This window comes from Clostridium sp. (assembly GCF_017888565.1).
Taxonomy (GTDB): Bacteria; Bacillota; Clostridia; order Clostridiales; family Clostridiaceae; genus Clostridium.
The window spans coordinates 1-16,678 of record NZ_JAGHFX010000020.1; the positions used below are offsets into that span (position 1 = coordinate 1).

At 29.5% G+C, this 16,678-nt stretch carries 26 protein-coding genes and 1 pseudogene; all 27 read left to right on the forward strand.

The window, feature by feature from the left end; translation table 11 throughout:
- A partial coding sequence (bilS, locus tag J7M87_RS04020) for a flavodoxin family protein BilS (protein ID WP_291648906.1) occupies positions 1–456 on the forward strand: 456 nt, incomplete at its 5' end.
- Positions 457–664: 208 nt separating this feature from the next.
- Positions 665–913 carry a hypothetical protein gene (locus J7M87_RS04025; RefSeq protein WP_271846171.1) on the forward strand — a complete coding sequence of 83 codons (249 nt, stop codon included), beginning with the start codon at positions 665–667 and terminating at the stop codon, positions 911–913.
- Between the two features lies 1 nt (position 914).
- On the forward strand, positions 915–1,220 hold the full coding sequence (locus tag J7M87_RS04030) for a hypothetical protein (RefSeq protein WP_291648910.1): 306 nt from the start codon (positions 915–917) through the stop codon (positions 1,218–1,220).
- Positions 1,186–1,389, forward strand: a complete 204-nt coding sequence (locus J7M87_RS04035) for a hypothetical protein (protein WP_291648912.1) — start codon at positions 1,186–1,188, stop codon at positions 1,387–1,389. The genes J7M87_RS04030 and J7M87_RS04035 overlap by 35 nt, the downstream gene beginning before the upstream one ends.
- 11 nt (positions 1,390–1,400) lie before the next feature.
- Positions 1,401–1,598, forward strand: coding sequence for a hypothetical protein (locus J7M87_RS04040; protein ID WP_291648914.1), 198 nt, complete (start codon positions 1,401–1,403; stop codon positions 1,596–1,598).
- Complete coding sequence (locus tag J7M87_RS04045) at positions 1,591–2,178, forward strand: hypothetical protein (RefSeq protein WP_291648916.1); 588 nt, start codon at positions 1,591–1,593, stop codon at positions 2,176–2,178. Before J7M87_RS04040 ends, J7M87_RS04045 begins: the two co-directional genes overlap by 8 nt.
- A gap of 179 nt (positions 2,179–2,357) precedes the next feature.
- A complete protein-coding gene (locus tag J7M87_RS04050; protein ID WP_142419277.1) occupies positions 2,358–2,567 on the forward strand; it encodes a hypothetical protein in 210 nt (69 codons plus the stop codon).
- Between the two features lie 20 nt (positions 2,568–2,587).
- Positions 2,588–2,764, forward strand: a complete 177-nt coding sequence (locus J7M87_RS04055) for a hypothetical protein (RefSeq protein WP_291648919.1) — start codon at positions 2,588–2,590, stop codon at positions 2,762–2,764.
- Positions 2,765–2,781: 17 nt separating this feature from the next.
- Positions 2,782–3,153: an HNH endonuclease signature motif containing protein gene (locus tag J7M87_RS04060; RefSeq protein WP_291648921.1), complete on the forward strand. Its 372-nt coding sequence runs from the start codon at positions 2,782–2,784 to the stop codon at positions 3,151–3,153.
- A 96-nt stretch (positions 3,154–3,249) separates the two neighbouring features.
- Positions 3,250–3,714, forward strand: coding sequence for a phage terminase small subunit P27 family (locus J7M87_RS04065; RefSeq protein ID WP_291648923.1), 465 nt, complete (start codon positions 3,250–3,252; stop codon positions 3,712–3,714).
- A complete protein-coding gene (locus J7M87_RS04070) occupies positions 3,707–5,413 on the forward strand; it encodes a terminase TerL endonuclease subunit (protein ID WP_291648925.1) in 1,707 nt (568 codons plus the stop codon). Before J7M87_RS04065 ends, J7M87_RS04070 begins: the two co-directional genes overlap by 8 nt.
- Positions 5,414–5,426: 13 nt before the next feature.
- On the forward strand, positions 5,427–6,698 hold the full coding sequence (locus J7M87_RS04075) for a phage portal protein (RefSeq protein WP_291648927.1): 1,272 nt from the start codon (positions 5,427–5,429) through the stop codon (positions 6,696–6,698).
- Entirely contained in the window at positions 6,691–7,512 is an 822-nt protein-coding gene (locus J7M87_RS04080) for a head maturation protease, ClpP-related (RefSeq protein WP_291648929.1), read from the forward strand. The genes J7M87_RS04075 and J7M87_RS04080 overlap by 8 nt, the downstream gene beginning before the upstream one ends.
- Positions 7,513–7,556: 44 nt before the next feature.
- Positions 7,557–8,759, forward strand: coding sequence for a phage major capsid protein (locus J7M87_RS04085; protein ID WP_291648931.1), 1,203 nt, complete (start codon positions 7,557–7,559; stop codon positions 8,757–8,759).
- A gap of 78 nt (positions 8,760–8,837) precedes the next feature.
- Positions 8,838–9,116 carry a hypothetical protein gene (locus tag J7M87_RS04090; RefSeq protein WP_291648932.1) on the forward strand — a complete coding sequence of 93 codons (279 nt, stop codon included), beginning with the start codon at positions 8,838–8,840 and terminating at the stop codon, positions 9,114–9,116.
- A gap of 44 nt (positions 9,117–9,160) precedes the next feature.
- Positions 9,161–9,439: a head-tail connector protein gene (locus J7M87_RS04095; protein ID WP_291648934.1), complete on the forward strand. Its 279-nt coding sequence runs from the start codon at positions 9,161–9,163 to the stop codon at positions 9,437–9,439.
- A complete protein-coding gene (locus J7M87_RS04100) occupies positions 9,436–9,774 on the forward strand; it encodes a phage head closure protein (protein ID WP_099346864.1) in 339 nt (112 codons plus the stop codon). Before J7M87_RS04095 ends, J7M87_RS04100 begins: the two co-directional genes overlap by 4 nt.
- A complete protein-coding gene (locus J7M87_RS04105; RefSeq protein ID WP_195954765.1) occupies positions 9,758–10,105 on the forward strand; it encodes an HK97-gp10 family putative phage morphogenesis protein in 348 nt (115 codons plus the stop codon). The genes J7M87_RS04100 and J7M87_RS04105 overlap by 17 nt, the downstream gene beginning before the upstream one ends.
- Positions 10,106–10,450 (forward strand): DUF3168 domain-containing protein, encoded by a 345-nt coding sequence (locus tag J7M87_RS04110; protein WP_142691653.1) that lies wholly within the window; start codon positions 10,106–10,108, stop codon positions 10,448–10,450.
- A gap of 2 nt (positions 10,451–10,452) precedes the next feature.
- The gene (locus J7M87_RS04115; RefSeq protein WP_291648941.1) at positions 10,453–11,322 is read left to right on the forward strand and encodes a major tail protein; all 870 of its coding nucleotides are present in this window, start codon (positions 10,453–10,455) and stop codon (positions 11,320–11,322) included.
- 47 nt (positions 11,323–11,369) lie between these two features.
- Positions 11,370–11,726: a hypothetical protein gene (locus tag J7M87_RS04120; protein WP_291648943.1), complete on the forward strand. Its 357-nt coding sequence runs from the start codon at positions 11,370–11,372 to the stop codon at positions 11,724–11,726.
- A 56-nt stretch (positions 11,727–11,782) separates the two neighbouring features.
- Positions 11,783–11,965, forward strand: a complete 183-nt coding sequence (locus tag J7M87_RS04125) for a hypothetical protein (RefSeq protein ID WP_216685295.1) — start codon at positions 11,783–11,785, stop codon at positions 11,963–11,965.
- Positions 11,966–11,977: 12 nt separating this feature from the next.
- Positions 11,978–15,241 (forward strand): phage tail tape measure protein, encoded by a 3,264-nt coding sequence (locus J7M87_RS04130; protein ID WP_291648945.1) that lies wholly within the window; start codon positions 11,978–11,980, stop codon positions 15,239–15,241.
- A gap of 4 nt (positions 15,242–15,245) precedes the next feature.
- Positions 15,246–15,944 (forward strand): phage tail domain-containing protein, encoded by a 699-nt coding sequence (locus tag J7M87_RS04135; protein ID WP_142691649.1) that lies wholly within the window; start codon positions 15,246–15,248, stop codon positions 15,942–15,944.
- 43 nt (positions 15,945–15,987) lie between these two features.
- Positions 15,988–16,254, forward strand: a complete 267-nt coding sequence (locus J7M87_RS04140) for a hypothetical protein (protein ID WP_099346856.1) — start codon at positions 15,988–15,990, stop codon at positions 16,252–16,254.
- A complete protein-coding gene (locus J7M87_RS04145; protein ID WP_291648950.1) occupies positions 16,248–16,481 on the forward strand; it encodes a hypothetical protein in 234 nt (77 codons plus the stop codon). Before J7M87_RS04140 ends, J7M87_RS04145 begins: the two co-directional genes overlap by 7 nt.
- Positions 16,474–16,678 (forward strand): annotated as a pseudogene (locus J7M87_RS04150) (hypothetical protein); the annotation flags it as partial. The gene J7M87_RS04145 and the pseudogene J7M87_RS04150, both read left to right, overlap by 8 nt.

Here is a 16,678-nt window from a genome sequence, read left to right on the forward strand (position 1 = left end):
AAGAAGATAGCTGAAGAACTAAAAAAAGAAATTAATGGATTAAACCTTGTTTATTTTGGAGAACCACAAAACGTTGAAGCAGATTTGTATATTGTAGGTTCTTGGACAGATAAAGGAATGTGTTCGAAAAAGATTATAGAATTTTTGAAACAGTTAAAAAATAAAAAGATTGCTTATTTTGGAACAGCTGGTTTTGGAGGTTCAAAAGAGTATTATGAAAAACTATCTAATCGTGTAAAAGAAATAATAGACAGTAGTAATGAGGTACTAGGATATTTTCATTGTCAAGGTAAAATGCCTATGAGTATTCGTGATAGGTACGTGAAACTAATTACTGATAATCCTGAAGATAAGAATATTCAAGTATCTATAGAGAATTTTGATGAAGCGTTATTACATCCAAATTATGAAGATATAATTAATGCTAAAAAATGGATAAAAAGTATAGTGAGTTAATTATAAGATTATTATTAATTCATAACTTAAAATTAATAAAAAGAGAATGGGAATTTATATATTAAGAGGAATTATTACAACATTTTGTTTAAAGAATATGTTTAAAAATATTTAGACTATATAGATTATCATATACAGATACCGTACTATTCAGAATCGAATATGCGGTATTTTTTAGTGCGTAATTCAAATATAGGAGGAAACATAAATGAAAATAGAATTTGATTTAAGACCATGTAAAGTAGGAGATAGAAAAGCGTTATTTCATAAATGGAGTGATAAAACTAGAATAGTAGAACCATCTCCGATGATAGGAGGTCATCAAGGTGGAGTTTTGAAATATACAGTAGGAATAGTTGAATTTGAAAATGGACAAGTAGGGGAGTGTCTACCATATGAAATAAAATTTATTGACGATGAAATAAAAGATTATTGTTTTAAAGAAGAGGAGTGTTAGCATGAATGAGAGTATAGCAGAGATGTGCTTAGAAGGTAATAAACTATCTAATTTATTAACCAATGAAAATATAAAAAAACTTTATAATTTATTCTTAAAGGTAAGTGAAGCTTTAAAAAAAGTTGTAAAGAAAGTTAGAGAAATATTAAAAAATATTATAGATAATGTAGATATAGATAAATATAAAAAGTTTATTAAGTACCAAAAAAGAGTTGAAAATAGAAATGAACTTTATATTAAGAGAAAACAAAAGTATGGAAAGGGAAAGAAAAATGGGAATAGAAAAAGTAAAAGAATTAATAATTAAATATAAAGAAGATGGATTTGACAGAATAGATATAGAGCTAAAGGGAGGAAAAGTTATTAATATAAATGAGAATGACAAATTGAGTTTTAATCCTAATTTTATAGTAATAATGGGAAAAGGATATGTTTTTCGTATAGGATATAACTTTATAGAAGGAATAGCTATATAGGGGATGGTTTTATGTTTAAATTCACATATGAAGAGTGTAAGTTAACATTTATTAGAATTTATAAAAGAACTCAACAAAGCCTAAGCCAAAAATATTATTGCAGAAGATTCGCTGAAATACATCATATTACGTTAAATAAACATAAAGAAGTAATAGAACATTATAATAGATTTGTGAAAGAGTTAGAAGGGAATGAGAAGAATGAATAAAGAGAAAAGCAATATAGATATAATAAATGAGAATGTAAGGAAAACTATTGAGAAAACAATAGAATCTAAGAGTATAGATATAGCAGATAAGGTTATAGAAAAATTAAAGAATTCCAATAAGATTAAGATAGAAATTCCATATTATAAGAGGGTAGAGTTGTTACTATATAATTATGAAAATTTAAAGGAAGCAGTAAAGCAAAAAGAAGAGGCCATAGCAGAGTTAGACAAATATGGACTTCCTGAAAGAAGTAAAAGCATAGTAATGTATAGTTCAGCAGGAGGAAGTAGTCAAGCCGATAGATACTCAGAACTTAAAGAAAAATATAAAATAGAAAAGATGGAAACAGAAAGAGATCTAAAGAGGATAGATAATGCACTAGATAAAATAAGAGATGATAAATATTTTGGCATTATACAATATAAATACTTAAATGAAGATGAAGAGAGAATTAATACAGATGAAGAGTTAGCACAAAAATTTAATAAAGAGAGAATAACGATAATAAGAAATAGGAAGAGGTTAATAAATAAGTTAGTAACAATACTATTTCCGATTAGTATAAGTGAAGTGATGTAGAAAATGTTACAATATGTGTTACTTTGTATGATATTGCAAGTATAGGTATTACGTAGTAATATGGTATCAAGGAAATTTAATCAATAAGTTTAATAGTTTTCGCCCTTAGTATTTTTGAAGGCACTTAACATGATAAATGTTAGGTGCTTTTTATTTTGCATTAAAGCGAGGCGATAAATATGGGGAAGGTAAAGAAAAGACAATATGTATTTCTAAGTAATTGGATAGGACAAGATCTAAAGTGTGCTTGTTTATTCCATAATCCTTTATGCAAGAATCATAATAAATGTGAAGAGATAGAACTTACTCTATCACCTTATGAAGATTTAGAAAGTTGTATGAGGGAAAGAAGATACCAAAGGGTAAATGGAGCGTTAAGACAAAAATAAAATATATGGAGAGTGATAAAATGGGAAAAGATTTAATTAGATTAAGAGATACGTTTAGAGAATTAGCGAATATTCTTGATGAAGCTATAGAATTAGAAAAAAGAGAAGAATCTGGAGAAAATGTAGCTAAAGAAACAGAAAGTGTAATGGGAAGATTTTTAATTAAATGTATTGAATTAGAAAGATTAAATAAGTAACAAGATAAAGGAAAGCGATGTTAAAGAAGATATGCAGATGTGGTAAAGTAATACCTTATAGTATGAAGGTATGTGATGAATGTAAAAGTAAAGTAGAGTTAGAAAGAAAACAGAATATTAAATACTATAAGCAAACTACTTATGAGAGAGATAGTAAATATAATAAGTTCTACAAGAGTAAGGAATGGAACACAGTAAGACAATTAGCAATAGTAAGAGATCATGCACTATGTAAAGATTGTTTAGATAACAATGTCATAACACCATACAATACAGTACACCACATAGTGCCAATTAAAGAAGATTGGTCAAGAAGATTAGATATAAACAATCTAATATGTCTATGTGAAAGTTGTCACCAGAAGAGGCATAATAGCATGAAGGGGTAGGGGGTATCTAAAAAGTTTAGAGTAATCACTTGGAGAGTGCGTGTGGACTTTCAGTTTCACAAAATTCCCTAAATGAAAAAATAAGGAGGTGAGGAAGTGGCAAGACCTAGTAAAAGTGTTAAAGTAATGAGTAAAAACTTAACTAAAGAAGAAAGAGATTTAAGATTAGCAGCAGAAGAAAAGTTGAAAGGTGGAGCAGATAACATTTCCCCACCAACACACTTAAATGCAAGTCAGAAGAAGATATTTAACTATATTATTGAACAACTTAATGAAAGTGGTATACTTGGTAATTTAGATACTTATATATTATCTCAAGCATCTATAGCAATAGATAGATTGCAGAAGATAGAAAAGATAATAAATAAAGATATAAATAGAATGTATGATAAAGATTTAATGAAAGCAAAATCAGAATATACAAAAGACTTTTTTAGATGTTGTAATGAATTATCTTTAAGTCCTCAAAGTAGAGCTAAATTAGGAAATATTAATTTACAAGCAGAACAAGAAAAACAAGACCCTTTACTACAAGTTTTAGCAGGTGGTAGAAATGGATAAGAAAGACCTTAAAGGGTACCAATGGGCCAAGCAAGTTGTTGAAGGGAAATTTATAGCTAATAAGTGGGTTAAGTTAGAATGTAAAAGATATGTAGATAGATTAGAAGGCAAGGTAGATATACCTTGTTTTTTTGATTTTAATGAAGCAGAAACAATATATAAATTATTAAGCCTAATTAATTATGCTACTGGTTTTTATGCTAATAAACCTATTTTAGATTATGCGGCTGGATTCCAGATGATGATTTGGGAAAATATTTTTTGTTGGTATTATAGAGATCTAGATGAAAATGGATTTAGAAAAAGGATGATTGAAGAAGTTTATCTTGAAATAGGAAGAAAAGCTACAAAATCATTTATGGCTGCGGTAACAGAAATTTTAATAATGTTAAGAAGTCCTAAATTTGCACAACATGCAACAGCAGGAAAAACAAGAGATATATCTGCATTAGTTAGAGATGCAATAGTAGAAATAATAAAAGCCAGTCCGTTAATATCAAAACATTTTAAAATAACAAGAGATAAAATTGAATGTAAATTAAACGAATGTACTACAAAGCACTTAAGTGGTGAAGCTAATAATATAAACGGATTACTACTTAGCAGTTTTATAGTAGATGAAGTTGCCAATCAAGAAGATGGTACTATAATAGGTGCTTTAAAACTATCTCAAATGTCAACTAAAGATAGATTAAGTATCTATATATCAACTCAATATGATTTAGAATTTAATGCTTTTAATGATTTATTAGAATATCATAAAAGTATTTTATTAGGAGTTGATGATGAAACAATAAATACTTTTGGTTTACTTTTTGAACTTGATGAAGGTGATGATTTTAATAATGAATTAAATTGGTGGAAAGCTAATCCGTTACAAATGAGTTTAGAAAACGGAAGAAACTTCTTAAGACAAGAATATAAAAAAGGTTTAAAAATTCCAAGTGCTATGAAAGAGTTTAGAATTAAAATTTTAAATGAAAGATTAAATGGAGTTTTAGAAAATGGATATGTTGATTTTGAACAATGGAAAAAGGGTTGCCTTAAGAATATTAATTTAGAAGGTAAAGAAATAATTGTTGGTGTGGATTTATCATTAACTACTGATTTAACTGCAGTATCTATAATGTATAAAGAAAATGATATGTATTACTTAACATCACATGGTTTTTTACCGGAGGATTCATTACCAGAAAGAAGAGAAAAGATAGATTATAGAAGCTTTCAAGAAAAAGGATATTGCACTATAACTCCTGGGGCAATCGTTAACTATACAATAGTTGAAGAACATATAAGGAATATAGAAACTAAGTATAATTGTAAAATCAAATGTATTGTATCAGATCCATACAATGCAATGCAGATGATGGAAAGTCTAGCAAAAGATTATGAAGTGATACTATTAAAACAAACATATGGTAATTTATCACCAGCTATAAAACAATTTAGGGATGATGTTTATTTAGGAAAAGTATTTTATGAAAATAATAAACTATTAGATTGGTGTATGAGTAATACTACAACAATAAAAGGAAGAACTACAGATGATATATTACTAGCTAAGGAAAATAAGAATAAAGCTAGGATAGATTTAGTAGTTGCAAGTATTTTCTGTTATACACAATTATATTTACAACAAAACTCTATAGATATAAATAAATCAACAGAAAATTATTTGAAGATGATGGGATGGATGTAAAGGAGGTGAGAAATTGAATGTATTTAGTAGAATTGCAAAAGGAATAAAAAACGCTATTACTCCAGCTAAATCTGTAGATATGCAAAGTCAAGAATTATTAGAATGGTTTGGAATAAGTTCAACTCCTAAGAAATTAGTAAGTGAAGTAACTTATTTTACTTGCTTAAAGATATTATCAGAAACATTAGGGAAAATGCCTTTGAAGTTTCGTCAAGATACAGATAAGGGAGTACAAAGGGTCAAATCTAATAAAGTTCACAGGCTTTTAAGGACAAGACCTAATGCATTAATGACACCTTCTATATTTTGGGCGACAGTGGAGCAAAATAGAAATCATTATGGTAATGCTTATGTATGGATAAGAAGAAAATTCAAAAGAGAAAAGTATGGTGGAAGTTATGAAATACAAGATTTATGGGTAATGCCATCTAACGATGTTCAGGTCCTTATAGATGATGAAGGATACTTTGGGGCAAAAGGTAGGATATGGTATTTATATACTGATAAATATTCAACAGAACAGTATTTATTTAATAGTGATGATGTAATGCATTTTAAAACTTCATATAGCTTTGATGGTATTTTAGGAGTTCCTGTAAGAGAAGTATTGAAAAGCACTCTAGAAGGTGGTTTAGAAAGTCAAAACTTTATGAATAACCTATATAAAAGTGGACTTACTGCTAAAGCTGTTTTGGAATATACAGGTGATTTAGATAAAGCAGCAGAGGAAAAACTTGTAGGAGGATTTGAAAGATTTGCAAATGGTTCTGAAAACTCTGGAAAGATTATTCCTGTTCCTTTAGGGATGAAGTTAGTTCCTTTAGATATTAAACTTACAGATAGTCAGTTCTTTGAATTAAAGAAATTTAATGCACTTCAAATTGCAGGAGCATTTGGAATTAAACCCAATCAGTTAAATGATTATGAAAAGAGTTCTTATTCTAATTCGGAAATGCAACAACTTAGCTTTTATGTAGATACTGTATTATTTATATTAAAGCAATATGAAGAAGAACTTAATTATAAGTTATTAACTAAGGAAGAAATAGAAGAGGGATATCATTTTAAATTTAATGAGAAGGTATTGTTAAGAACAGATAGTAAAACACAAATGGAGATACTTTCAAAAGGTGTTAACAATGGTTTAATTATGATTAATGAAGGTAGAGATGAACTAGGATATCCATCAGAGGAAGGAGGAGATGTATTAGTTATGAATGGTAACTATATTCCTATAACAGATGTAGGTAAAGCTTATATGAAAGGGGGTGAAAATAATGAGTAAAACACTAGAATTTCTTTCAAAAAATAAGGAAGGAAAGCTTAACAAGGTTGGCCACATGGACTTTAAGAATGAAGTCAATAGCCAAGAGCTATATTTTTATGGAGATATTGTTAGTGATAGCTGGGGTAAATGGTGTGATGAAGATAAATGTCCACAAGATGTTTTAGAGATTTTAAATTCTATTGATGAAAATAGGGACTTAAATATCTATATAAATAGTGGAGGAGGTTCTGTTTATGCGGGACTTGCCATATATAATCAGCTTAAAAGAAAAAAATGTAATAAAACTGTTAGAGTTGATGGATTAGCTGCAAGTATTGCATCTGTAATAATGTTAGCTGGCGATAAAGTTATAATACCTAAAACAGCTCAAACAATGATACATGATCCTTGGATGGGAATATGGGGAGGTTTTAATGCAGCAGAATTTAGAAAAATGGCTGATGATTTAGATGCTTGTTGTGAAACTATTCTTAATGTTTACTCTGAAAACTTAAAAGAAGGAGTAAATATAGATGATATTAGAACAATGATGCATGAAGAAACATGGCTAACAGGAGATAAAGCAGCTCAATATTTTAATATTGAAGTTGAAGATTCAGCTATAGCTGTTGCGTGTGCTTCAAATTATTTTGATAAATATAAAAATATTCCTGAGGATTTGAAGAAAGATGATAATACTATTGATATTAATTCTATAGTTGATACAGTTATTAAAAAAATAAATGAAAAAATAAATGAAAAAGAAAAAGAGAAAGAAAATGATATAGAAGCTGAAAAAGCTAAATTATTAATGGAATTAGACTTAATCTAGTTCTTTTTTTATGCAAAAATTAATAAATAAGTGAGGGAAAGTAAATGAATAAAGAATTAAGAGAATTATTAGATAAAATTAATGCTAAAAAAGCAGAAGTTAAAAACTTAATAAATAATGATAAGGTAGAAGAAGCAAAGGCTGCTAAGGGTGAATTAGTTAATCTTCAAGCGAAGTTTGATGTATTATATGATTTAGAAGAGGAAGCAGAAGAACAAATAAAAGATGATGTTAATAATGATAATGCAACGATTTTAGGTGGAGCTGTAAATAAAACTAAAGAAGTTGCAAATGCTTTTGTTAATGCTATAAAGGCAGGACTGACAAAGACTCAAGTAGCAGAAAAAGATATGCAAATATTAAAAAATTCCATGAAAGAAGGAACAGAAGCTGATGGAGGGTTAACAGTACCGCAAGATATTCAAACTTCAATAAAGGAATTAAGAAGAAGTCAAGATGCATTAGAAAATTTAGTTAATGTTGAAACTGTTACAACTCTTTCAGGAACTAGAGTTATAGAAAAGGCTGCAGATCAAACACCTTTTGATAATGTAGAAGAAGAAGCAGAATTTCCAGAAGTATCAACACCTCAATTTGCTAAAATTTCTTATAAAGTTAAGAAAAAAGGAGGTATTTTAAATGTAACAAGAGAGTTATTACAAGATACTTCAGAAAATATTTTAGGTTATTTAAGAAGATGGATTGCTAAGAAAAGTAAAGCAACTAGAAATGCTTTAATAGTAAATAAAATTAATGAAATAACAAACTCCAAAGAAGTTGCAATTAAAGGATTAGATGACTTAAAAGATATATTTAATGTTAAATTAGATCCTGCTATTGTTGTTACATCAGGGATATTAACAAACCAAAATGGATTTAATTGGTTAGACAAATTAAAAGATTCAGATGGGAAATATGTATTACAACCTAATCCAACAAATTTAACTCAAAAATTATTATTTGGAATTTATCCAGTTACTGTAGTGTCTAATAAGGTTTTAAAATCTAAGGGAGTTGGAAGTGTAGGAGAAGAGACTGCTTGGAAACATCCATTTATTTGTGGAGATTTAAAAGAGGCTATTACTATATTTGACAGAGAAAATATGACTATAGAAATATCAACAGAGGCAGGAGATCTATGGAGTAAAGACCAAACTGGAATAAAAGTAAGGGAAAGATTAGATATTCAAACAGTTGATGCAGAAGCTATAGTAAAAGCGGAAGTTGAAGTTGCTGTAACTCCCTAGCAATTCCCCAGAAAATGGGGATTCCATAGTTGGAGTTGCTAAAGTAGGTGAATCGAAAGTAGGAGGTAGGGAATAATTATGGCATATGAAAAACAAACATGGAATGATGGGGAAGTAATAACTAAAGAAAAATTAAACCATATAGAAGAGGGAATTTTCAATATAGAACTTACACCCGGACCACAAGGAGCAACTGGAGCAACTGGACCACAAGGACCAGCTGGACAAGATGCAGTAATCAATAAGTTAGATAAAATAGATGTAGTAGATGGTGAAGCAGTACTGGGAACAGTAGTCACAGTTTTAAATTCTTTAATTGCAGATCTTAAGGCAAAAGGTTTAATGAATGATGAATAGAGAGTTAGAAGTAACTTCTCGCTCTCTTTTTTATGAGGTGAATTATGGATTTAGAAGAATTAAAACTATTTCTTAGGATAGATGGAGAAGAGGAAGACTCTTTAATTGAAGGATTAAAGATTGGAGCAGAAGAGTACCTAACTAATGCAGGAATAAACAAAGATTATAATAAAGAGTTATATAAGCTTGCTATAAAAATATTAGTAAATCATTGGTATGAAAATAGAGCGGTTGAAACTACAGGAAAGAATGTAAGTAAAGTAGCATTCGGATTGGATACTATATTGATTCAACTTAAATATAGTCAAGGTGATGTTATATGAATGTAGGGCAATTAAGGCATAGAATAGAGTTTCAAAGAAAAGAAACTACTTATGATGATGATGGGTTTCCTATAGAGGGTTATGTTACTTTTCAAAAGGCTTGGGCAGATGTTAATGACCTTTATGGTAAAGAGTATTGGAGTAGTAAACAAATTATATCGGAGAATATTACGGCCTTTCATACAAGGTACTATAAAAATATAGATGCAGATTGCTTTATTCTCTTTAAAGGGCAGAGATATGAAATCATTGAAATTGATAATATAAAATATCTAAATAAAGAATTGAAAATAAAGACTAAATTGCAGGTGATTAATAATGGCAATTCAAATTAAAGGTTTTGATGATATTTTTAATGATTTAGATGATATGAATATTTCAGATAAAAAGAAAAGAAAAGCATTAAAAGATGGTGCTGAAATTGTAAAGCAATCAGTAATTGATAACTCACCAGAAGCAAGTGGCCAAATGAAAAAGAGATGGAAAAGTACCATAAAAAGATTTGATGGAGATTTAGGCTTTGAAATAAAAGGAGATACAGTTCAAGATATAGAGAATGAGTTTGGATCTAGCAAGAATAAAAAACATATAGGATTCTTTAGTAATGCAGTAGATAAGGTATCTGATAAGGCAGTAAATATTATAGCTAAGGAGGTGCTTAAGTAATTGGAAGAATTAATAAGAAAAGTTTTATTTGATGAAAGAATAACGAATTTAGTAGGAAATAAAATATATCTTTTAAAAGCTCCTGATAATACAACAGCACCTTATATTGAATATGAAGTACTGAATGAAGAGGGTTCTTTATACGCAGAAAATGAAGAAATAGAAACTAATTATAGAATACAAATAGATGTATTTACTAAAGGAAGTTATACAGCGATAGTTAAGGCTATTAAAAATTTAATGAAAGAAAATGAATTTATGAAAGAGTTTGGAGGTTCTCGATTTGAGGAAGATTCCAAGCTCTTTCATTATATATTGAGATTTAATTATGAAAGTGAGGAATAAGAATGTCTAAAAAGATTACTACGGGTGTAGAAAAAGCATATTATGCAATTTTAACTACAGAAGAAGAAACACCAACTTATGAAGCTGCTAAATATTTACCAGGACTTAGAGAAATATCTATAACAGCTAATGAAGAACAAGCAACGATATATGCTGAAAATAGGTTATATGATAGCGAAAATTCTTTAGGAGAAATAGAAGTTACTTTAGACTTTGCTTCAATAGGTACAAATGATTATGCTACATTACTAGGCAAAAAGAAAGCAGCTAATGGAGGGATTATTGAGAGTGCAGATGACCAACCACCTTATATTGCTTTGATGGTAGAAAAAACATTAAGTGGTGGAGTTAAAGAATATTTAACATTATTTAAAGGGAAATTAAGTATTCCAGAAGATAAAGCAAAGACAAAAGAAGGAAAGACAGAGTATCAAACAGTTTCTTTAAATGGATTATTTATGCCTTTAGAAAATGGTATATGGAAACATACAGTAAAAACAACTGATGAAGGCTTTAATGAAGAAACTCATAAAAAGAATTGGGGTAAAACTGTAGTAATACCTAGTACAGAAGTAATAAATGAGCTTACTGTAACAGGAAATCCAACAGATGGAGCAGGTTCGGTTAATGTTGCTAATAATATAACATTAACTTTCAATAACCCAATTGTAAGTTATACAGTTAGCTTATTAAAAAATGATTTTACTGTAGTTGATTCAACCATAAAAATAGATGGAGCTAATAAAGTAATTACTATAGATCCTAAACAAAATTTAACTGCTTCTACAAAGTATGCAGTAATGGTAACCAATGTAAGAGATATACATGGACAACTATTAGCAGATACAATAATCGACTTTACAACAGCGTAATAAAAGGTAGTCAATAGACTACCTTAATTTATTTGGAGGAATTATTAATGTTAGTAAATGAAATAAAAACTTATAAGGTAAAAATCAATGGTGAAGAAATAGAATTAAAGTTAGATTTTAACGCTTTAATTAAAATGCATAAAGAATATGGAAATGCTTTTTTATTAATTTATCAATATGCCTTTGAACATGATTTTGAAAAGTTACCTGAAATTATCAGATGCATGGCCAACAAGGAGATATCAGTAGAAGATATTAAAAACAATATGATGATTAATATGAATTCAATAGAAGTATTGAGTAGAATCACAAATGATTTGCTTGATCAGGAGTTAAATGGAGTATCAGAATTTGAAGTTAAGTCGGAAGTAAAAAAAAATCAAAAAGCAGAGGAAAAGAAGTAGAAATTAAAGATTTTAACTTAGATTATTTTTACTATGTAGCAATACATCAATTAAATATGTCTGAGGAACAGTTTTTAAATTCTACATTAAGACAAGTTTTAATTTTAGAAGAATTGCATAGTAACTACTTCAAAAACAATTTAAGAGACGTTGTAGGAGAAGTAATTGATGTAATTTCTGGAAGTTCAGAAGAAGAAGAGGAAGAAATATATGTAGAAAGCTTTTCAGACCTTTTTTAAGGAGGTGAAAACTTGAGTGAATCTATAAGAAAAGTAAGTACCATATTCACTATAGATGATAACGAACATAATAAAAAGCTTAAGGAGATAAATAGCCAATATAAGCTTACTCAAAGCGAGATTAAGCTTGCAGGAGATAGATTAAATCAGTTTGGGAAAAATACAGATGATTTAAGATATAAGCAAGAAGCTTTAGTAAAGCAAACAGAAACTCTTAAAAATAAGATTAATCTATATAAAGATAGTATAGAAAAAGCTAGTAATCGAGCTGAAGAAAATAATAAGAAGCTTCAGGAATTAAAAACTACTAAGCGAAGCCTTCAAAAAGAATATAAAGATGCAGTTAAACTGTATGGAGAAGAATCAGAAGAAGCTAAAAAGCTAGAGGATCAATTAGAGAAAGTTAATCAAGAATATACAGAACAAAAAGCAGTAGTAGATAAAAATATTACTAGTGTAAATAACCATAAAGTAAATTTAAATGAAGCTGAATCTCAACTATCTAAAGTTCAAGGAGAATTGAAGAAAACAAATACAGAATTAGATAAGCAAAATTCAAAATGGATTCAAGCAGGAGAAAGTCTTAAGAATGCAGGAGATAATATATCTAACTTTGGAGAAAGGGCCAGTAAGATTGGTGGGACATTAACTAAAACTGTAACATTACCTATAGTTGCAATGGGGACAGCAGCAGTAAATGCACAGGTAAAATGGGAGAGTGCATTTGCAGGAGTTAAAAAGACGGTTGATGGAACTACTGAACAAATGGCTGAATTAGAGAAAGGCATTAAAGATATGTCTTTAGCTTTACCAAGTAGTGCTGAAGATATAGCAGCAGTAGCTGAAAGCGCTGGTCAATTAGGTATTCAAACAGAAAATATATTAGGTTTTACAAGGACCATAATAGATTTAGGAAATGCAACTAATTTAGTAGGTGAAGAAGGAGCTAGTTCATTAGCTAAGTTTGCTAATATTACTCAAATGTCACAAAAGAACTTTGATAGACTTGGTTCAACTATAGTTGCTTTAGGTAATAATAGTGCAACTACAGAAGCTGATATAGTTGCTATGGCAATGAGATTAGCAGGAGCAGGACATCAAGTTAAAATGACAGAAGCTCAAATATTAGGATTAGCTGCTTCATTGTCTAGTGTGGGTATTGAAGCAGAAGCGGGTGGAAGTGCATTCTCTAAAGTTATGATAGATATGCAGTTAGCAGTAGAAACAGGAAACGATAGCTTAAAAGATTTTGCGAGTGTTGCAGGAATGACTACATCTGAATTTAGCAAAGCTTTTAAAGAAGATGCTGCAGGAGCATTAACAACATTCATAAAAGGACTTTCTAGTGCAGAAGAACAAGGAAATAGCGCAATTAAAGTCTTAGATGATATGGGGATTACAGAAGTAAGGTTAAGAGATAGTTTATTAAGAGCTGGTAGTGCTAGCGAACTATTTAATGATACTATAGCACTAGGGAGTAAGGCTTGGGAAGAAAACACAGCCTTAACAAATGAAGCTAACCAAAGGTATGCTACAACTGAAAGCCAGATTAAGATATTAAAAAATGAAATTGTAGCTATGGCAAGAGAAACAGGAGTAGAACTTCTGCCTATTGTTAAAGATGGAATGATTGTAATAAAAGATTTAATTAAAAAGTTTAATGAGTTAAGTCCTGCTACTAAAGAAAATATAATTAAATTGGCAACTTTAAGTGCTACTGTAGGACCAGTAGTCGGAAGTGTAGGTAAATTAGCAGAAGGATTTGGAGGAGTATTAAAAGTAGCTGGTAAACTATCAAGTAAATTAGGAGCAGCTAAAATAGCAACCGAAACAGTGGGAACAGCCGCAAAAGTAGCTGGTGGAGTTAGTGGAGTTGCAGGTTTAGCAAGTTCATTAGGTGGAGTTGTAGTTGCGGCAGCACCTTACGTTTTAGCAGGAGCAGCAATAGCAGGAGCAGGATATGCAATTTATAAGGGTTTAAGTCAAGAGGTTATTCCAGAGGTTGATTTATTTGCAGATAAAATAGAATATACTGCACAAACAATGAACACAGCAGGAACTTATGCAGCTAATTCAGCACAGGCAACAGTAACAAAAATAAGTGAAGCTACTAAAACTGCAGTAGGAGCATATGTAGAACTAGATGATAGTGCTAAAAATGAAATGCAAAGCCTATACCTTAATTCAACTGTTATATCGGATCAGATTAAAACTGATATGACTACTAAATTTAGCGAAATGAGTACTCAAATTATAGCTGGTTATGAAAAACAAAAAAATGATAGTATAGCTCAATTACAAGAAATGTTTAATATACAAAGCACTTTAACAACAGAAGAACAGGTTAATATTATTACTAAAACAGGAACATTCTATGAAGATAGAAAAACTCAGACGCAAAACTATGAAAATAGTATTAATCAAATAATGAGTACTGCAAGTCAAGAAAAAAGAGCGTTAACAGAGGATGAAACCAAGCAAATAACCGCGTTACAAAATATGATGAGAGAAAATGCGGTAAAAGCATTAAGTGAAAATGAAGTAGAAGCTCAAGTGATTCTTCAAAGGATGAAGGATTATGATACTAGAATAACTGCAGAACAAGCAGGAGAGCATATAAGAAAGTTAAATGAGAGTAGAGATAATGCTGTAACGATAGCAAATGATGAATATGAGAAAAGAATTGCTACAATAGTAAGATTAAGAGATGAATCAGGAGTTATTAGTGCAGAACAAGCTGAAAAGATGATACAAGATGCAAAAGACCAAAGAGATGGAGTAGTGGAACAAGCTGAAAACACTAGATTAGATGCTATAGACAAAATAAGAGAAATGAACTCAGATTTAGACGATGAAGTAGATACTGGGACAGGTGAAATATTAAGTACATGGGATAAATTAAAAAGATGGTGGAGTGGATGGAAACCTGAAACTAAATACTTTAACTCAGTTCAATATACAGAGCGGATGAGTGGAAATGTAGTAGGAAATGCTTTAGGTACTTCCTATTTCCAAGGAGGGCTTACAGCTATAAATGAAAAAGGGTATGAAGTAGTGGAGCTACCAAGAGGAAGTAAAGTCAAAAATCATTTACAAAGCGAAAACATGATAAAAGACACTGCAATTCAAACTGCTAAATCTATTATTAATGGACTCCAGGAGATATTAAATACTGATAAACAGGTAATATTAATGATGAATGACAGAGTAGTTGGAGAAGCTGTAATACCTATAGTAAGTAATGGACTAGCTAAGAACACTAAAACAAGGAGGTAATAAATTGTTAATAGATAATATAGCTATAAAAAATTTTGGAGCCTTATTAATGGAGAAGAATATTCAACCTTCATCTATAGATGTGGAAGGGAAATACTTATGGCTTAAGAATTCTTTATTACCTATTTTCTCAAAGCAGAAATTTAACTTTGTATTAGTAGATATAAAGTTATACGTAAAAGGTTTGAATGAAAGTGATGTAAAAAGTAAAGTAGGTTCATTAATAAACAAAAGTAAAGAATGTGTTCTAAATTTCGAAGATGATTTTTACTATAAAAGTTTTCTAATAAATTCAAGCATAGAAAATACTTTGAAAAAGGAAACAAGAAAATTAAATCTTAGTTTTGTAGCATATGCCTATAAAGGTGAGAGTATTGAAATTATTAATAGAATAACATCTAAAACTATAAATGTTTCTGGTAATTTAGAGACTCCAGTAATATTAGAAGTAACACCTTCTATAGACTTAATAGACTTAACTATTAATGGATTGGATAAAGAAGCTATAATCTTAAAGAATCTAAAAGCTAATAAAAAGCTTATAGTAAATGGAGAAGAAGGAACAGTAACAGTAGATGGTGTAAACAAATATTCAGATACAGATATGTGGGGATTCCCAAGATTAAAGCCAGGAGCTAATACTATTACAGTAAGTAAAAACAATGTAGATATAACAATAAAATATAAACCAAGATATATTTAATGTGTTCAAATTGAATACATTTTTTTAATTAGGAGGAGTAGGTATGTTTATAAGAAAAAAGACATTATTAAATATGATTGAAGTGTTAAAGGGAGAAGTAGTTAATCTTAAACAAAAAGTATCAGAACTTGAAGCTTTAAATAATACAAGAAAGATTAATTTTAATATAGGTGGTAAAGAAATAGGAAGAATTACAACCGAGAAAATATGCTTAGCCAGTACAGAGCCTATAGGAAGTTTTGATAGTAATGGACTTACTATTAAAGGTGAGATAAATATTAATGGATACAAGGAGGAGAAGCAATGCTAAATATAACTGAAAATATTACTATAAGTGGAACTGTAACAATAGAAAACAAACAAATAATAAATATGGTAGGTAGCATAGGTGGAGATTATCCTAATCTCACTGTTAGTATTTTAGATAAAGAGGGACTTAAAGCTAATTTTATTACTTGCAAAGAAGGAGTAAATGAATTTATAGAAAAGGTACTAAATAAAGAATATGAAGCATTAGGAGGAACTATAAATGAGTAAAATCAAAATTAGTAATTTTGAAATGTTAAATGGATTAAATACTTTAGGGACATTAGCAGGATATAAACTACCTGTAAAAATATCTTATGGTATCAAAAAGAATATAGAAATTATTTCAAGAGAAATTAAGATATACGAAGAGGAAAGAGCAGTATTAATTGATAAGTATGGAGAGAAAGACAAAGATGGGAAAGTAA

What these genes read in the sequence shown, in the direction of transcription:
- J7M87_RS04115 (WP_291648941.1), top strand. Translation starts at nt 10,453, where the DNA reads ATGTCTAAAAAGATTACTACGGGTGTAGAAAAAGCATATTATGCAATT.
- J7M87_RS04095 (WP_291648934.1), top strand. Translation starts at nt 9,161, where the DNA reads ATGGATTTAGAAGAATTAAAACTATTTCTTAGGATAGATGGAGAAGAG.
- J7M87_RS04140 (WP_099346856.1), top strand. Translation starts at nt 15,988, where the DNA reads ATGTTTATAAGAAAAAAGACATTATTAAATATGATTGAAGTGTTAAAG.
- J7M87_RS04025 (WP_271846171.1), top strand. Translation starts at nt 665, where the DNA reads ATGAAAATAGAATTTGATTTAAGACCATGTAAAGTAGGAGATAGAAAA.
- J7M87_RS04045 (WP_291648916.1), top strand. Translation starts at nt 1,591, where the DNA reads ATGAATAAAGAGAAAAGCAATATAGATATAATAAATGAGAATGTAAGG.
- J7M87_RS04035 (WP_291648912.1), top strand. Translation starts at nt 1,186, where the DNA reads ATGGGAATAGAAAAAGTAAAAGAATTAATAATTAAATATAAAGAAGAT.
- J7M87_RS04080 (WP_291648929.1), top strand. Translation starts at nt 6,691, where the DNA reads ATGAGTAAAACACTAGAATTTCTTTCAAAAAATAAGGAAGGAAAGCTT.
- J7M87_RS04145 (WP_291648950.1), top strand. Translation starts at nt 16,248, where the DNA reads ATGCTAAATATAACTGAAAATATTACTATAAGTGGAACTGTAACAATA.
- J7M87_RS04030 (WP_291648910.1), top strand. Translation starts at nt 915, where the DNA reads ATGAATGAGAGTATAGCAGAGATGTGCTTAGAAGGTAATAAACTATCT.
- J7M87_RS04060 (WP_291648921.1), top strand. Translation starts at nt 2,782, where the DNA reads ATGTTAAAGAAGATATGCAGATGTGGTAAAGTAATACCTTATAGTATG.
- J7M87_RS04085 (WP_291648931.1), top strand. Translation starts at nt 7,557, where the DNA reads ATGAATAAAGAATTAAGAGAATTATTAGATAAAATTAATGCTAAAAAA.
- J7M87_RS04055 (WP_291648919.1), top strand. Translation starts at nt 2,588, where the DNA reads ATGGGAAAAGATTTAATTAGATTAAGAGATACGTTTAGAGAATTAGCG.
- J7M87_RS04040 (WP_291648914.1), top strand. Translation starts at nt 1,401, where the DNA reads ATGTTTAAATTCACATATGAAGAGTGTAAGTTAACATTTATTAGAATT.
- J7M87_RS04120 (WP_291648943.1), top strand. Translation starts at nt 11,370, where the DNA reads ATGTTAGTAAATGAAATAAAAACTTATAAGGTAAAAATCAATGGTGAA.
- J7M87_RS04105 (WP_195954765.1), top strand. Translation starts at nt 9,758, where the DNA reads ATGGCAATTCAAATTAAAGGTTTTGATGATATTTTTAATGATTTAGAT.
- J7M87_RS04125 (WP_216685295.1), top strand. Translation starts at nt 11,783, where the DNA reads ATGTCTGAGGAACAGTTTTTAAATTCTACATTAAGACAAGTTTTAATT.
- J7M87_RS04090 (WP_291648932.1), top strand. Translation starts at nt 8,838, where the DNA reads ATGGCATATGAAAAACAAACATGGAATGATGGGGAAGTAATAACTAAA.
- J7M87_RS04100 (WP_099346864.1), top strand. Translation starts at nt 9,436, where the DNA reads ATGAATGTAGGGCAATTAAGGCATAGAATAGAGTTTCAAAGAAAAGAA.
- J7M87_RS04050 (WP_142419277.1), top strand. Translation starts at nt 2,358, where the DNA reads ATGGGGAAGGTAAAGAAAAGACAATATGTATTTCTAAGTAATTGGATA.
- J7M87_RS04070 (WP_291648925.1), top strand. Translation starts at nt 3,707, where the DNA reads ATGGATAAGAAAGACCTTAAAGGGTACCAATGGGCCAAGCAAGTTGTT.